Origin of the sequence: Pseudomonas algeriensis, from assembly GCF_048847255.1 — a bacterium.
Classification (GTDB): domain Bacteria; phylum Pseudomonadota; class Gammaproteobacteria; order Pseudomonadales; family Pseudomonadaceae; genus Aquipseudomonas.
Genome location: NZ_JBKKRK010000015.1, coordinates 116,418 through 130,680 on the forward strand (window position 1 = coordinate 116,418; position 14,263 = coordinate 130,680).

Below are 14,263 nucleotides of genomic sequence, written 5' to 3' on the forward strand. Positions count from 1 at the left end.
ATTGACGCTCGGTTGTCTGAAAAAGCCACCGACGCCGTAATCCGATCATGGGGAAGGTAGCGAAGCGGTGTGTTGCGCTACTACACTCGGGAATCTTTGATACACGGAGGTTTTGTCATGCGGCGTGTGGTGTTCAATCAGAAAGGTGGCGTAGGCAAGTCCAGCATCGCCTGTAATCTGGCGGCGGTCAGCGCCAGCGAGGGGTATCGCACGCTATTGGTCGACCTGGATGCCCAGGCCAACTCAACTCAATACCTGACCGGCCTGACCGGCGATGACATTCCCATGGGCATCGCCGACTTTTTCAAGCAGACCCTGTCATCTGGGCCCTTCTCGAAAAAGAACAGAGTGGATATCTACGAAACGCCGTTCGACAACCTGCACGTCATCACGGCCACCGCAGAACTGACCGATCTGCAGCCCAAGCTCGAGGCAAAACACAAGATCAACAAGCTACGCAAGCTGCTCGAAGAGCTGGACGAGGATTACGACCGGATCTATCTGGATACTCCGCCGGCCCTCAACTTCTACGCGGTTTCAGCGTTGATCGCGGCGGATCGGGTATTGATTCCTTTCGACTGTGACAGTTTCTCCCGCCAGGCACTGTATGGCCTGCTGTCGGAAATCGCCGAGCTCAAGGACGATCACAATGAAGAACTGGAAATCGAAGGCATTGTCGTCAACCAGTTCCAGGCCCGCGCCAGCCTGCCCCAGCAGATACTCGACGAATTGATCGCCGAAGGCTTGCCGGTGCTGCCCGTTTACCTGAGCAGCTCCGTGCGCATGCGTGAGTCTCACCAGGCGAGCCTGCCACTGATCCACCTGGACCCACGGCATAAACTGACCCAGCAGTTCGTGGAGTTGCATGGGTTGCTGGAAAACGCCTGATTCAAATCCCCTGGCCGCGCAGCCAGCTCATCAACTGCGGCAAGGGGAACGCGCCGCTTTGGCGTGCTACTTCTCGGCCGTCCTTGAACAGGATCAGACTGGGTATCGAGCGAATCCCCAACTGCGCCGACAATTGTTGATTGGCTTCGCTGTCGAGCTTGGCCAACCGGCACTTGCCGGCCAGCTGCGCGGCGGCCTGTTCGAACACTGGCGCGAAGGATTTGCATGGGCCGCACCAATCCGCCCAGACATCTATCAATAACGGCAGGTCGCCCTTGATCTGGCTGGCGTAGTCGCCTTGCTTGAGTTCGAAGGGTTTGCTCGATAACACCTGGGCCTTGCAGCGCCCGCACTTGGGCTGGTCGCCCAGGCGTTCGGCGGGTATGCGGTTGAGCCCGTTGCAATGGGGGCACGGGATGAGCATCGGGTCGTCTCCTGGAATTTGGTTACTCAGGTTGGACACTATATAGAAACCAACACAAAAACCTGTGGGAGTGAGCCTGCTCGCGATGACGGTGTGCAGTCAGGAATCCTGGACTGGCAGACCGCTATCGCGAGCAGGCTCGCTCCCACAGGGTATCGGTGTTGCTGATTATTTGGCCTGGGTCAGCGTGTTGTAGCTGGTCATCAGGTTGCGGTAATCCGGGATGTGGTTGGAGAACAAGGTTGCCAGGCCTTCCACGTCGTTGCGCCAGTCGCGGTGCAGTTCACAGGCCAGGCCGAACCAGGTCATCAATTGCGCACCCGAGGAGGACATGCGGTCCCAGGCCGATTGGCGGGTCAGTTCGTTGAACGTGCCGGAGGCATCGGTGACCACGAACACATCGAAACCTTCGGCCAGGGCGGACAGTGCTGGGAAAGCTACGCAAACTTCAGTCACTACGCCGGCGATGATCAGTTGCTTCTTGCCGGTGGCCTTGATTGCCTTGACGAAGTCTTCGTTGTCCCAGGCGTTGATCTGGCCAGGGCGGGCAATGTACGGCGCGTCCGGGAACAGTGCCTTGAGCTCGGGTACCAGCGGGCCGTTGGGGCCGGTTTCGAAGCTTGTGGTCAGGATGGTCGGCAGTTCGAAGTACTTGGCCAGGTCGGCCAGGGCCAGCACGTTGTTCTTGAAACGGTCCGGGTCGATGTCGCGTACCAGCGACAGCAGGCCAGCCTGGTGGTCCACCAGCAGAACGGCGGCGTTATCTTTGTCGAGACGGTTGTAGGAAGTGGTCATGGCGTAGCCCTCATTAAGTTTTGGTTGCCGAAGGTTCGGCGTGGTTAAGGTTTTGAATGTCGGTACAGCGTTTATTCGGGATTCATCTGGCCGAAGCGCCGGCTTCAATCCGTGTTGCGTTTCGATGTGTGTAGATTAAAACTGGCACCTTTGACGCGCTAGACTGCAAAAATCAGCCTTAGCGTTCTATTTGGAGAACGATCATCGAAGACCTCAACACGCTGTACTACTTCACCCAGGTGGTTGAGCACCGTGGATTCGCCGCAGCGGGCCGAGCGCTGGACATGCCCAAGTCAAAGCTCAGCCGGCGTATCGCCCAGTTGGAAGAGCGGCTAGGGGTGCGCTTGCTCCATCGCACCAGCCGGCATTGCACGTTGACGGAGATCGGCCAGGCCTATTACCAGCGCTGCCTGGCGATGCGTGTCGAGGCCGAGAGCGCCGCCGAGGTGATCGAGCGCAACCGCTCCGAGCCCCAGGGCCTGGTGCGCATCAGTTGCCCGACGGCGCTGCTCAACAGCTGGGTCGGGCCGATGCTGACCCGCTACATGCTCAAATATCCGCGGGTGGAGTTGTTCATCGAGAGCACCAACCGCCGAGTCGACCTGATCCACGAGGGGTTCGATATAGCGCTGCGGGTGCGCTTTCCGCCGCTGGAAAACACCGACATGGTCATGAAGGTACTGAGCAACAGCACCCAATGCCTGGTGGGCAGCCCTGCATTTGTAGAGCGATTGTCTTCGCCGGCTTCACCGGCGGACCTTAACGGCCTGCCCAGCGTGCATTGGGGCGGTGCGCAACGGGAGTATCAGTGGGAGTTGTTCGGGCCGGACGGCACCCGAGCGTTGATCCGACATGAGCCGCGCATGGTCACCGATGACCTGCTGGCCCTGCGGCACGCGGTGCTGGCTGGCATTGGTGTCGCCCACCTGCCGACCGTGGTGGTGCGCGAAGACATCGCCGCCGGGCGTCTGGTGGAGTTGGTCCCCGGCTGGACGCCGAAATGCGGGATCGTTCATGCAATCTTTGCGTCGCGGCGTGGGTTGCTACCGTCGGTGCGCACGTTGATCGATTTCCTGGCCGAGGAATTCAGCCTCAGTGATATGGCTTAGTGCATTGGCCTCGGGTTGCCATTCATCAGGTGCGCCGCACTGACGGCGCGCCGCGCCCTCAAAACCATACCTGTTCACAACCAGGAGGTCCCATGAGCACCCCTCAAGACCCAACCACCCCCAAGACACTGGACAACCCCAACGATGATGGCTTCGTCCTGGGCACCGCTGGCCGCGACGAAGACCCCAACGCCGCCCCGGCCTATGCCGTTGACAGTCGTCACGATCGGGACGAATTGACCCCGGAAGACGCGCATGGAATGCCCGGCTATCCGGAGGAAAAACCGGCAGCGCCGGCTGGGGAAGAGCCAGAATCAGGCATCGAGACGCCCGAACAGGGGAACGATAAGGCGGGATGAGCAGGCTGCGTTGACCTTCGCCCAGTCAATCTTTCACCCGTGGCGAGGGAGCTTGCTCCCGCTCGGCGGCGCAGCCGTCGTAAAACCGGTTGACGCGGTCAGTCTGAAAAAGCGCGTCAGTCCATTCTGGGGCCGCTTCGCAGCCCAGCGGGAGCAAGCTCCCTCGCCACAGGGTTATGTGTTTGGCGGGAGGGTTACGACGAGCAACTGATCTCCAGATGCTTGCCCCATTCCGGCGGCCGCTCGGCGTAGCTGCCCATCCCCGATTGTTCTTCAAAAGGATTGCTCAGCACGCTGTGCAGGCGGCGGACTTCTTCGTAATCGCCTGACTCGGCGGCGTCGATGGCTTTCTGGGCCAGGTAGTTGCGCAGCACGTAGAGCGGATTGACGGCGTGCATGCGAACGCGGCGCTGGTCCTGGTCGACCGGGCCCTCGCGGTTGACGCGGGCGACGTACAGCTCGGCCCAGGCATCGAAACCCTTGAGATCGACGAATTCGTCGCGCAAGGTGGCGACGGCTTGTTCCGGCGCCTGGTCGCCCAGCCGGCGGAAGAACAGGCTGTAGTCGACGCCGCTGTTCTGCATCAGTTGCAGCAGGCGCTCCACCAGTTTCTGGTCCTCTTCTTCGGCGACGGTCAGGCCGAGGCGGCGGCGCATCAGGTCTAGGTAGTGGGCCTGGTAAAGGGGAAGGTACAAGCCAAGGGTCTCGCGCAGGGCATCGACGCTGATAAAAGGCGTCAGGGCTTGGGCGAGGGCGCTGAGGTTCCATTGGCCGATGGGCACCTGGTTGCTGAACGAGTAACGGCCCTGGTCATCGGAATGGTTGCAGATGAAGTTGGCGTCGAAGTCATCGAGGAAGGCGAACGGCCCGAAATCGAAGGTGATGCCCAGGATCGACATGTTGTCTGTGTTCATCACGCCATGGCAGAAACCATAGGCCTGCCATTTCGCAATCAGCTCGGCGTTGCGCTCGACGATCTCGCGGTACATCGCCAGGTAGGGCTCGGGCTGCTCCCGGCATTGCGGAAAATGCAGGTTCAGCACGTGCTCGGCCAAGGCAGCATGCAGCTCCGGCTTCTTGGTGTAGTAGAAATATTCGAAGTGTCCGAAGCGCACATGGCTGGGGGCCAGGCGCAGCACCATGGCGGCGCGCTCCTGCTTTTCGCGCCACACCGGGGTGTCGGAGCCGATCACGCACAACGCGCGGGTGGTGGGGATGCCCAAGGCGTGCAGGGCCTCGGAGGCGAGGAATTCGCGAATCGAAGAGCGCAGCACCGCGCGCCCGTCGCCCATCCGGGAGAACGGCGTCTGGCCGGCGCCCTTGAGGTGCAGGTCCCAGTGCTCGCCGGCCTCGTTGTACACCTCGCCCAGCAGCAACCCGCGGCCGTCGCCCAGTTGCGGGTTGTAGTGACCGAATTGATGCCCTGAGTACACCATCGCCCGGGGCTCGGTTTCGGCCCACAGCTTGTGGCCGCCAAAGATCTCGGCGAACAGCGGTGTCTCGGCTTCTGCCGGCTCCAGGTCCAGCAGCGCCATGGCCGCCGGGCTGGCAACCACCAGCCGCGGGTTGTCGATGGGCTCGGGCAGCACATGGGCCGAGAAACCGTCGCCCAGGCGGGCGAAGCGGTTATCGAAGGTCAGCGTTTCCAGCGTTTTCATGGCCGTCTCCGACGGGCCGCCCGCAGGCAACCCGCTGTCAGTCGAGGGTGCCTTGCGGAGGCTCGGGCATCGGCTTGATGCTGGCGACCGTTGAAGGCACGGGCGTGATGGTCTTTTTGTCAGGCTCGGCAGGCACCAGCTTGTATTCCTGGCCTTGCAGGTTCTTCAAGTAGATTTCCATCTGCCGGAAGGAGATGTTGATGTGCTCCTTCTTGAATTCCCGGTTGATGAATCGGTTGATCTCGTCCAGCACCGGGTTTCGATCACCGAGGTCGCGCACGTGCATGCGCAGCTCATGGTCCAGGGTGCTTTCACCGAAGTTCAGGAAGTACACGATCGGCTCCGGTTCCTTCAGCACGCGGGGGTTATCACGAGCGGCCTTGAGCAGCAACTCGCGCACCCGGTCCAGGTCCGAGCCGTAGTCCACGCCTAATTTCAGGGTCACCCGGGTGACGGTGTCGGTCAACGACCAGTTGATCAACTGCCCGGTGATGAACGTCTTGTTCGGGACGATGATGTCCTTGCGGTCGAAATCGGTGATGGTGGTCGCGCGAATGCGGATCTTGCTCACGGTGCCCGACAGGTTACCGATGGTAATGGTGTCGCCGATGCGCACCGGGCGCTCGAACAGGATCATGATGCCGGAGATGAAGTTGGCGAAGATCTCTTGCATGCCGAAGCCCAAGCCTACCGACAGCGCCGCCACCAGCCATTGCAGCTTGTCCCAGCTCACACCCAGGGTGGACAGCGTCGTGACGAAGCCGACGCCGGCGATCACGTAGGACAGCAAGGTCGTGGTGGCATACGCGCTGCCCTGGGCCAGGTTCAGCTTCGACAGCACGAACACTTCCAACAGGCCCGGCAGGTTGCGGGCCAACGCGAAGGTGATACCGATGATGATCAGTGCCCCAAGCATGTCGCCGATGCTGATGGGCACCATGCTCATGTTGGCGCCGGTGCCGCTGGTGTATTCGTAGAGGGTGATGTTGTCCAGGTAGGAGAACACACTGATCAGGTCCGACCAGACCCAGTACAGCGCGGCCATGAAACCGCCCAGCAGGGCCAGGCGGATCAGGCGCAGGGACTGTTCGTTGACCTTTTCGATGTCCAGGGTCGGTTCCTCGACCACCGCTTCGCCGTCGCCGACCTCCTTGGCCGCCTGGCGCTTGGCCAGGGCACGCTGGTAGGCCAGGCGCCGTGCCGCGACCGAGAGCCCGCGCACGAAGGTGGCCTCGATCACCAGCCAGAACATCAGCAGGTACAGCGTGTTGATCAAGCGATCGCTGAGCTTCAGCGCGGTGTAGTAGTAGCCGAAGCAGACGGCAACGAACAGCGCGATTGGCAATGCGGTGAACAGCACGCCGACGGCCTTGCGGAACAGCGATGTGTTCTTGTGCGTCGGACTGCTGAGCAACAGCCGGCTGAGTAGCCAGGCCATCGAGGCGTAGCAGGTCAGCACCACCGGCATGCCGAGCACGTCATCGGCCAGGGCTGACGGCTGCAACTCCGCCACGGCCACCACGGCCACCAAGGCCAATACCACCAGCCCGAGCCGACGGATCCAGCCCTGGAGAAATTCGACCTGGGGTTTTTCCCAGCGGAAATGCAGCTCGGCAACGCCGCCCGGCGAGAGGATTCGATAGGCGGTGTAAAACACCAGCCAGGCCTGTCCGATTTGTAGCAAGGCCGCGCCGAGGTTGGTGTTCTGGCCGCGGGCGTCGATCTGCAAGGCGTAGCCGCACAAGGCAAGCGCCAGCGCCACCGGCATGGCCAAAAGGATGTTGATCAGGATCGCCTGGGGTGTGTGCCACTGGCTGTCGCGCTTGAAGTGGCCGACATCCTGGTGAACCTTGTTCAGGCGCGCATAGAGATTCTTGCGGCGCCATAGCAGCGCGCCGATCAACAGCGCCAGGGGCAGGAACAGCAGCGGCCGCTGGGTCAGGCCGTCAGCCAGTTCGCTGAGGCTCGAGGCCCAGGGCAGCGAATCGACTTGTTTTTCCAGGCGGGCCGGCACGCCACGCATCCACTCGAAATCCAGCGGTTTGTTGCTGGGAATCCAGAACATCTGTTCTTCAAGGGTGGCCCGCAGATTCTGTGCGGTGCTGAGCAGTTGTTTCTGGTTGAGCTGCAGCGTGATGGACTCGTTGAGCACCGCGCTCAATTCACGGTTCAGGCGGTCCAGCAGGTCGACGCGGGTCAGGGCCAGTTCAAGCAGGGTCTTGCGCAGCTGTGGGGTGACCTGCTCGGAGGGCTGGGACGCCAGCAGGTTGTCGACGTAGGCTGCGGGATTGTTCAGCAATTCACGTTGCTGGCTGACTTCGAACTGATACAGGCGGATGTCGGCGATCTGGTCGGCCAGGTTCTGGTCCAGCTTCAGGCGCGGCAGGGTCTGGCGCTGCTTGTAAAGAATCTTGGAGAGCAGCAGGCTGCCCTTGAGCACGCTGATCTGCTCGTCCAGGGCGGCATCGGTCTGGGTGACGCTGTCCAGCAGTTGCTTGGTCTGCAGGTTCTGCTGGGTGACCTCGTTGAGGCGGTCGGTGCTCTTGAGCAGATAATCGGAAAGCTTGAGGTTGGCCGTGCTTTCGGTCGCCAGCAGGCTGCTGCCGCCGGCTTTCTGCGCTTCGATGGATTGCTGCGTCACCGTTTCCTGGGACTGGGCCAGGCGTTTCTGGTTGATCAGGTTCTGCAGGTCCTGGATTTCCCGCTCCATGCGGTCGATCTTTTCCGAAAGCAGATCGTGCTGGCTATTGCCCAGGTCTTGCAGTTGGCTGTTGCCGGCCAGTTCCTGGCGGCGCAGTGGAATCAGCGCGTTGAGGGCCGCCAGTTCCGCATTGAGCTGGTCGCGCTGCTCGGCGCTCAGCGCCTTGCCCGCATCCCGTCCGGCCTTGAGGATGGCGTTGATCTGCTGGATTCGGGTCTGGCTGGCGGAGATTTCCGCCTGGGCGCGCTCGGGGCGGGTCTGGGCGGTGATGACCAGGCTGTTGGCGTCGGCCAGGGCCTTTTGCAGATCGCTCTGCTGGGTAGAGCGTTCCGTCAGCATTTGCTCTAGCTGGGGAATCGGCAGGTTGGCGTAGCGTTGCGCCACCGGCACCACATTGGTGCCCTTGAGCCGCGCCAGTTCGCGCTGGTTCTCGATGTTCTGCTTGGGCGCGTTGGCCAGTTGCTGCTTGAGGGCGAGCAGTTTCTGTTCGTAGTCGGCCTTGTTGGTCAACTGGGTCAGGGTGTTTTGCAACACGGCCTGCAAGGCTTTCTGGTCGGCTTCCGGGAGCTTGCGGTCGGCGATCTTGTCCAGACTGGCCTGGACCGAGGTGCTGGTCGGCGGCTCAGCGGCCTGGACCGTGCAGATGGAAAGACCCAGGCCGAGCAGGGCGATGGCGAATAAGGAGCGCAGGGTAGGCATAGAGACCGGTCAAGCAAATGAGAGTGGGAGCAGTTTAGAGGAACAAGCCGGGACCCGGGCGACTTCCTTCGGGGAATCTGACGCCCACTTTGCCAATCTTGTTCCCGTCCATGGCCGCGACGGTCCACAGGGTGTTGTTCCAATCCACCTGGTCGCCCACCACGGGTGCACCGCCGACTTTCTGGGCAATGAAACGGCCCAGGGTCATGTCCGGATCGATGCCGTCCAGCTTCAACCCATACAGCGTGGCAACCGCGGCCAGCTGGGCGTCTCCTTCGAGTACGAAGTCGCCGAAGAAGCGCAAATCCAGGCCCCGTTGCGGTGCCTGGCTGAACAGTTTTCCAAGGGCTGGCAAATCATGTTCATGGCCGATCACGCAGAGCAAATCGTCCACTTCCAGCACCGTACTACCCGACGGATGGAGCAATTGCTGCCCCCGAAACAGGGCCGCGATGCGCGTTCCGTCGGGCATTTTCAAGTCCCGTAGAGGCGAGCCGATGCACCACTTTTCCGCACCGAGGCGGTAGATAAACAGTTCCCACTCGCTCGTCACATGTACTTCCAGCGCCGCCCGGGAAATCGGCAGCGGTTCTGGCGGGACGGTCACGTGCAGCAGCTTGGCGACCCAGGGCAGGCTGGTGCCTTGTACCAGCAGTGACACCAGCACGATAAAGAACGCGAGGTTGAAATAGAGCTGCGCGTGAGGCAGGCCGGCCATCAGCGGGAACACCGCTAGGATGATCGGTACGGCGCCCCGCAGGCCGACCCAGGAAATGAAAGCCTTTTCGCGACCATGAAACGCCTTGAACGGCAACAGCCCGACCATGACCGACAGCGGGCGCGCGATCAGGATCATCCACAACGCCAGGCCCATGGCGGGCAAGGCGATGGGCAGCAGGTCATGGGGCGTGACCAATAGCCCCAGCACGAGGAACATGCCGATCTGGGCGAGCCAGGCCATGCCGTCGAGCATGTGCAGGATGCCGTGGCGGCTGCGCACCGGGCGATTACCCAGGACCAGGCCGCACAAGTACACCGCCAGGAAGCCGCTGCCGTGCAGGGCGTTGGTCAGGGCGAACACCGCGAGGCCGCCGCTGATGACCAGGATCGGGTAGAGGCCGTTGGCCAGGTTGATGCGGTTGACCAACTGCAGCATCAACCATCCGCCGCCCAGGCCGATCACCGCGCCGATGCCGAACTCGCGCACCAGATGCCCGAGCAGGCTCCAGTGCAGCCCGGTCTCACCGCTGGCAAGCATGCCGATCAGGGTCACGGTGAGGAACACCGCCATGGGGTCGTTGCTGCCGGACTCGATTTCCAGGGTGGCGCTGACCCGCTCGTTCAGGCCTTTGCCACCGAGCAACGAGAACACCGCAGCGGCGTCGGTAGAGCCAACAATCGCGCCGATCAGCAAGCCTTGGATCAGGTTCAGGTTGAACAACCACGCGGCGGCCATGCCGGTCAGCCCGGTGGTGATCAACACGCCCACAGTGGCCAGCGACAACGCCGGCCACAGTGCCACGCGAAAGCTCGAGACCCGCGTGCGCAACCCACCGTCCAGCAGGATCACCGCCAACGCGAGGTTGCCCACCAGATACGCCGTGGCGTAGTTATCGAAAAGAATACCGGCGCCGTCGACGCCGGCAAGCATGCCCACGGCGAGGATGATCACCAGGATCGGGATGCCCAGGCGCGACGAAAGAGAACTCACCAGAATGCTCGCACCCACCAGCAACGCGCCGATCAAGAACAGGCTGTTGATGGTCGTCGCGGTCAAAGGCAGTACTCCGGGAATCAAGGGACAGGCACAAACTGACCATGCAGTCTGCGTGCCAGCGATTCTAACCTGTTGAAATGTGATGCTGTCAAAAAAGGTTGGGGGACCGATAGGCATCGGCTCCCTTGAGCGGAAACATTGTGGCGAGGGAGCAAGCTCCCTCGCCACAAAAGCCAGGCGGAGGATTGCTCACGGTCTGTGAGCAGTCATCGTTACGTGGGTTAAAGGCTGAACCGCCCAACCATGCTGTTCAAATCCACCGCCAGGCGCGATAGCTCGGCGCTTGCAGCGCTGGTCTGATTCGCACCGGTGGCCGTCTGCACCGACAGGTCGCGGATGTTCACCAGGTTGCGGTCCACTTCGCGGGCCACCTGGGCCTGTTCTTCGGCGGCGCTGGCGATCACCAGGTTGCGTTCGTTGATCTCGACGATGGCGGTGTTGATGGTGTCGAGGGACATGCCGGCGCCGCGGGCGATGTTCAGTGTCGATTCGGCGCGTTCGGTGCTGTTGCGCATCGAGTCCACGGCCTGTTCGGTGCCGCTCTGGATGCTGCCGATCATGCGTTCGATCTCGCTGGTCGACTGCTGGGTGCGGTGGGCCAAGGCGCGGACTTCGTCGGCGACCACGGCGAAACCACGACCGGCTTCACCGGCACGGGCAGCTTCGATGGCGGCGTTCAGGGCCAGCAGGTTGGTCTGGTCGGCCAGACCGCGGATCACGTCGAGCACCTTGCCGATGTCTCGCGACTCATCGGCCAGGTTGCCGATCAGCGTGGCGGTGCTCTGGACGTCGGCGCTCATGCGCTCGATGGCACCGACGGTTTCCTGCACCAGGTCGCGACCGTCGCCAGCGGACGTGGTGGCGTGTTTCGACGCTTCCGACGTGCTGACCGCGTTGCGGGCAACTTCTTCCACGGCGCTGGTCATCTCGTTGACTGCGGTGGCGGCTTGTTCGATTTCGTTGTTCTGCTGGGTCAGCCCACGGGCGCTTTCGTCGGTGACGCTGTTGAGCTCTTCGGCGGCGGAGGCCAGTTGCGTGGCCGAGCCGGAGATCCGTTGCAGGGTGTCGCGCAGTTTTTCCTGCATGGTCGACATCGCCCGCAGCAGTCGGCCAGCCTCGTCGCTGCCGTCAACGGTGATCGGCCGGGTCAGGTTGCCCTTGGCGATTTCTTCGGCGGCATCCAACGCGTTGGCGATCGGCTTGGTGATGCTGTTGGTCAGCAGCCAGGCGAACAGCAGGGTCAGGCCGGTCGCGATGACCAGAAGGGTGACGACCCAGATGAAGGCCGTGGAATATTGCTGTGTCGCGTTTTTGTTGAATGCTTCCGCTTGCTGGTTGTTGATGTCCGACAGGCGAGCGAGCGCTGCGTTGATAGCGTCGGAGTTGCTCGTCAACTCAGCGTTGAGCAGCGCTTGCAGTTCGTTGAGCTGATTGTTGCGCGACAGGGTTTTCATCCGCTCTTCGAGCTGACGGTACTGATTGAGCAACTGCGTGAGTTGCTCATACGCGGCCCGTTCTTCAGGCGCACTGATGAGTTTCTCATAAGTCACCTGGGCGGCGCGGACCTGCTGGTTGCGTTGCTCGAACAGGTCCAGCGTTTTTTGCTGGGTATCCGCTTCGCGGTTGATCAGCAGGCGATAGGACAACACGCGCAGGCGCAGGGTGAGCTGGGTGACGTCATTCAGTGCTTTGATACTGGGCACGCTGTTCTGAGCGATGTTCTCGCCGGAGACGCGAATCTTGCTCATCTGGCTCAAGGCAAACACGCCGAGGGCCAGCATCAGGGCGCCGATCAGGGCAAACCCCAGGAACGCCCGCGGCGCGATGTTCATATTACGTAGGGACATGGAAGTTACCGTGAAGAAGCGCGTCCGTGCGGGGCTGTGACTGGTTTCAATGACTTATCGGTCTTGCGACTGAAGTCTTGAGGGCGCTGCGTGCTTTTGTCGCACTCCACCGGCAACGGCGCGACGAAGGGTCGGAACCAGATTCCTTGTTCGCAGTCTCTACAGCTCGCCAGCGGTGCGCCGCTGTTCTCTGAGTCGTGGCGTTGACGATGACTTTTCTTTATCGTACGCGCCCCTTGAAAAACCCTGGAAATCAATATGTTGGAAACATCCCTCAGCCAGCTGGAGCAATTGGTCAACGACCTGGTGCAACAGAACCGTCACCTCGCCGGCCTGAATGAAACCCTGGGCGCCGAACTGGCCAAGGCCAAGGATGAAAACGAAAGCCTGCAACTGAGCCTGATGGAGCAGGAAGAACTCCATGGCACCACCACCGCCCGGATCCAGGCGCTGATCGAGCGCGCCAGCACCGCAACGGCCAGCGCATGAGTCAACGTGTCGATGGGGTGACAGTCGTCTCGATTCTCGGGGAGGACTATTCGATCAAGGCGCCGGCCGGGCAGGAGCAAGCGTTGCTGGACGCTGCTTCGATGCTCAAGGCGGCCCTGGCCGATACCAAGCGTAAATACCCGACCTTGATCGGTGATCGCCTGCTGGTATTGGCGGCCATGAATTTGTGTTCGCAACAGATCGAAATGCAGAAGCAGCATCGGGCGGAACTCGACCGTTACCAGGAGCAGGTCAGCGCCACGGTCGAAGTGATCTCCAAGACGATTCAGCAGGCCTGAGGCGTTAGCGAATGTTGACTGTGTGGCTTTTGTGGGAGATTCTATGTTGCAGGGGAACCCTGCAGCATAGAATTAGGGCGATATTCGCTCTGGTTTTTCATCAGGGCGAATGCCACCCGACACAATTTACGGGCGAGGCTCACCAACGCTTGGGTTCTGGCGAAACCTCTTGCCAAGCAGGACTCGTAGTAAGGCTTCCAGACTGGAGACCGGCAAGCCGCCATTGCTGCGGTGTGTGCCAAGCGTCGCAGCTCGCCATCTCCTTTCTTGCTCAGGTGTCTGGGACTGTGTTTTTTTCCGGAGTCCTTTGGCCTCAGGTCCATCCCTAAAAAGGCAATGAACGCATCGCCGCTGGCGAAGTCACCTCGCATGAATGCGGTCGCCAGGCTTGTTGCCGTCAGTTCGCCCACACCCTCAATGGCTTTGCAGCGGTTGATATTCTCAGTAATTCCCGCCCCTTGGCTGGCTTCACGCAATAATTTCTGAATGGCCCGATCGCTTTGCTTGAAGGCGTCCAGTTGCTGGGTCAGGATATCTTTCAGAAGCGGTTCGCCCGACCAGCTCAGCATGAGGCTGACGCGAGCTTTGATCAGTTCTGCACGCTTGCGTAGCAGGCTTCTTAGCACTTTGTAGGCATCGGGAGGTGGTGTCCAGGCACGTAGCCGTTGCTGTTCATTCGTCAGATAACGCGCCAGCAAACGTGCATCACAAGGGTCGGTTTTTGCCCGCTGCCCAATGCTTTCACGGTAATGGGCCACACGATAGGCATCCACAACATAAACCCTGTGCCCCATCCCATGGGCCAGTTCAGCCGTATCCAGGTGATAAAAGCTGGTGGCTTCCAAGGCAATCAAGCTTTGCGCTGGCAACATTTTGAGCCAGCGGACAAGGGCTTCACGATTGTTATCGACGATTTGAATGCTTTTCAGATCCTCGCGATAAGCGACAATTTCAGCCTTGGCGACATCAATACCGATAACCGCTGGAGAGGTAAGGATTGTCATGTCGAATCCTCGGAGCTAGGGTTTAGATGCTTGTCGGGGTCTACCGTAGCGCTGGCTTGCTTCTATCGTCGGTTTTACCGATGAATTCCTTATCGGCGCTTTAGGTAGAAAGGGCGGGACGAGAAGTCTCCCACGGTCCGTACTGGCTAGAGTCGGAATCGAGCTTTTAGTCCTGCCCACCCCTTCAAGTCTAAACATACAAGCGAGCTTGCTC

General features: G+C 61.0%; 12 protein-coding genes and 1 pseudogene. 5 read left to right on the forward strand and 8 right to left on the reverse strand.

Annotation, left to right across the window (positions count from 1 at the left end; genetic code table 11):
• The first annotated feature begins 117 nt into the window (after positions 1-117).
• Positions 118-888: a ParA family protein gene (locus ACLK1G_RS20510; protein WP_420767087.1), complete on the forward strand. Its 771-nt coding sequence runs from the start codon at positions 118-120 to the stop codon at positions 886-888.
• Position 889: 1 nt separating this feature from the next.
• Here the strand turns inward: ACLK1G_RS20510 and trxC are convergent, their stop codons facing one another.
• On the reverse strand, positions 890-1,312 hold the full coding sequence (gene trxC, locus ACLK1G_RS20515; RefSeq protein WP_420767088.1) for a thioredoxin TrxC: 423 nt from the start codon (positions 1,310-1,312) through the stop codon (positions 890-892).
• Between the two features lie 168 nt (positions 1,313-1,480).
• Positions 1,481-2,107: an isochorismate family cysteine hydrolase YcaC gene (gene ycaC, locus ACLK1G_RS20520; RefSeq protein ID WP_420767089.1), complete on the reverse strand. Its 627-nt coding sequence runs from the start codon at positions 2,105-2,107 to the stop codon at positions 1,481-1,483.
• 203 nt (positions 2,108-2,310) lie between these two features.
• Here ycaC and ACLK1G_RS20525 point away from each other — a divergent pair, with 203 nt between their 5' ends.
• Positions 2,311-3,216: a LysR family transcriptional regulator gene (locus tag ACLK1G_RS20525; protein WP_420767101.1), complete on the forward strand. Its 906-nt coding sequence runs from the start codon at positions 2,311-2,313 to the stop codon at positions 3,214-3,216.
• Positions 3,217-3,308: 92 nt separating this feature from the next.
• Positions 3,309-3,575, forward strand: coding sequence for a hypothetical protein (locus ACLK1G_RS20530; RefSeq protein ID WP_420767090.1), 267 nt, complete (start codon positions 3,309-3,311; stop codon positions 3,573-3,575).
• A 194-nt stretch (positions 3,576-3,769) separates the two neighbouring features.
• Here the strand turns inward: ACLK1G_RS20530 and selO are convergent, their stop codons facing one another.
• The 5 genes and pseudogenes from selO to ACLK1G_RS20555 form a co-directional block, all read right to left on the reverse strand.
• Positions 3,770-5,233 carry a protein adenylyltransferase SelO gene (gene selO, locus ACLK1G_RS20535; protein WP_420767091.1) on the reverse strand — a complete coding sequence of 488 codons (1,464 nt, stop codon included), beginning with the start codon at positions 5,231-5,233 and terminating at the stop codon, positions 3,770-3,772.
• A gap of 37 nt (positions 5,234-5,270) precedes the next feature.
• On the reverse strand, positions 5,271-8,633 hold the full coding sequence (gene mscK / locus ACLK1G_RS20540) for a mechanosensitive channel MscK (protein ID WP_420767092.1): 3,363 nt from the start codon (positions 8,631-8,633) through the stop codon (positions 5,271-5,273).
• Positions 8,634-8,667: 34 nt separating this feature from the next.
• On the reverse strand, positions 8,668-10,410 hold the full coding sequence (locus ACLK1G_RS20545) for a potassium/proton antiporter (protein ID WP_420767093.1): 1,743 nt from the start codon (positions 10,408-10,410) through the stop codon (positions 8,668-8,670).
• Between the two features lie 221 nt (positions 10,411-10,631).
• Entirely contained in the window at positions 10,632-11,504 is an 873-nt protein-coding gene (locus ACLK1G_RS20550) for a methyl-accepting chemotaxis protein (RefSeq protein WP_420767102.1), read from the reverse strand.
• A 30-nt stretch (positions 11,505-11,534) separates the two neighbouring features.
• A pseudogene (locus ACLK1G_RS20555) lies at positions 11,535-12,257 on the reverse strand (MCP four helix bundle domain-containing protein); the annotation flags it as partial.
• A gap of 258 nt (positions 12,258-12,515) precedes the next feature.
• On the opposite strand from ACLK1G_RS20555, the gene ACLK1G_RS20560 reads away from it, so the two are divergent.
• A complete protein-coding gene (locus tag ACLK1G_RS20560) occupies positions 12,516-12,746 on the forward strand; it encodes a hypothetical protein (protein ID WP_420767094.1) in 231 nt (76 codons plus the stop codon).
• Positions 12,743-13,045, forward strand: coding sequence for a cell division protein ZapA (locus ACLK1G_RS20565; protein ID WP_420767095.1), 303 nt, complete (start codon positions 12,743-12,745; stop codon positions 13,043-13,045). Before ACLK1G_RS20560 ends, ACLK1G_RS20565 begins: the two co-directional genes overlap by 4 nt.
• 41 nt (positions 13,046-13,086) lie before the next feature.
• On the opposite strand, the gene ACLK1G_RS20570 is transcribed toward ACLK1G_RS20565, so the two are convergent.
• Positions 13,087-14,049, reverse strand: coding sequence for an IS110 family transposase (locus ACLK1G_RS20570; protein WP_420766129.1), 963 nt, complete (start codon positions 14,047-14,049; stop codon positions 13,087-13,089).
• Positions 14,050-14,263 lie beyond the last annotated feature (214 nt).

What these genes read in the sequence shown, in the direction of transcription:
- ACLK1G_RS20570 (WP_420766129.1), bottom strand. Translation starts at nt 14,049, where the DNA reads ATGACAATCCTTACCTCTCCAGCGGTTATCGGTATTGATGTCGCCAAG.
- ycaC (WP_420767089.1), bottom strand. Translation starts at nt 2,107, where the DNA reads ATGACCACTTCCTACAACCGTCTCGACAAAGATAACGCCGCCGTTCTG.
- selO (WP_420767091.1), bottom strand. Translation starts at nt 5,233, where the DNA reads ATGAAAACGCTGGAAACGCTGACCTTCGATAACCGCTTCGCCCGCCTG.
- ACLK1G_RS20550 (WP_420767102.1), bottom strand. Translation starts at nt 11,504, where the DNA reads ATGTCGACCATGCAGGAAAAACTGCGCGACACCCTGCAACGGATCTCC.
- mscK (WP_420767092.1), bottom strand. Translation starts at nt 8,633, where the DNA reads ATGCCTACCCTGCGCTCCTTATTCGCCATCGCCCTGCTCGGCCTGGGT.
- trxC (WP_420767088.1), bottom strand. Translation starts at nt 1,312, where the DNA reads ATGCTCATCCCGTGCCCCCATTGCAACGGGCTCAACCGCATACCCGCC.
- ACLK1G_RS20560 (WP_420767094.1), top strand. Translation starts at nt 12,516, where the DNA reads ATGTTGGAAACATCCCTCAGCCAGCTGGAGCAATTGGTCAACGACCTG.
- ACLK1G_RS20510 (WP_420767087.1), top strand. Translation starts at nt 118, where the DNA reads ATGCGGCGTGTGGTGTTCAATCAGAAAGGTGGCGTAGGCAAGTCCAGC.
- ACLK1G_RS20565 (WP_420767095.1), top strand. Translation starts at nt 12,743, where the DNA reads ATGAGTCAACGTGTCGATGGGGTGACAGTCGTCTCGATTCTCGGGGAG.
- ACLK1G_RS20530 (WP_420767090.1), top strand. Translation starts at nt 3,309, where the DNA reads ATGAGCACCCCTCAAGACCCAACCACCCCCAAGACACTGGACAACCCC.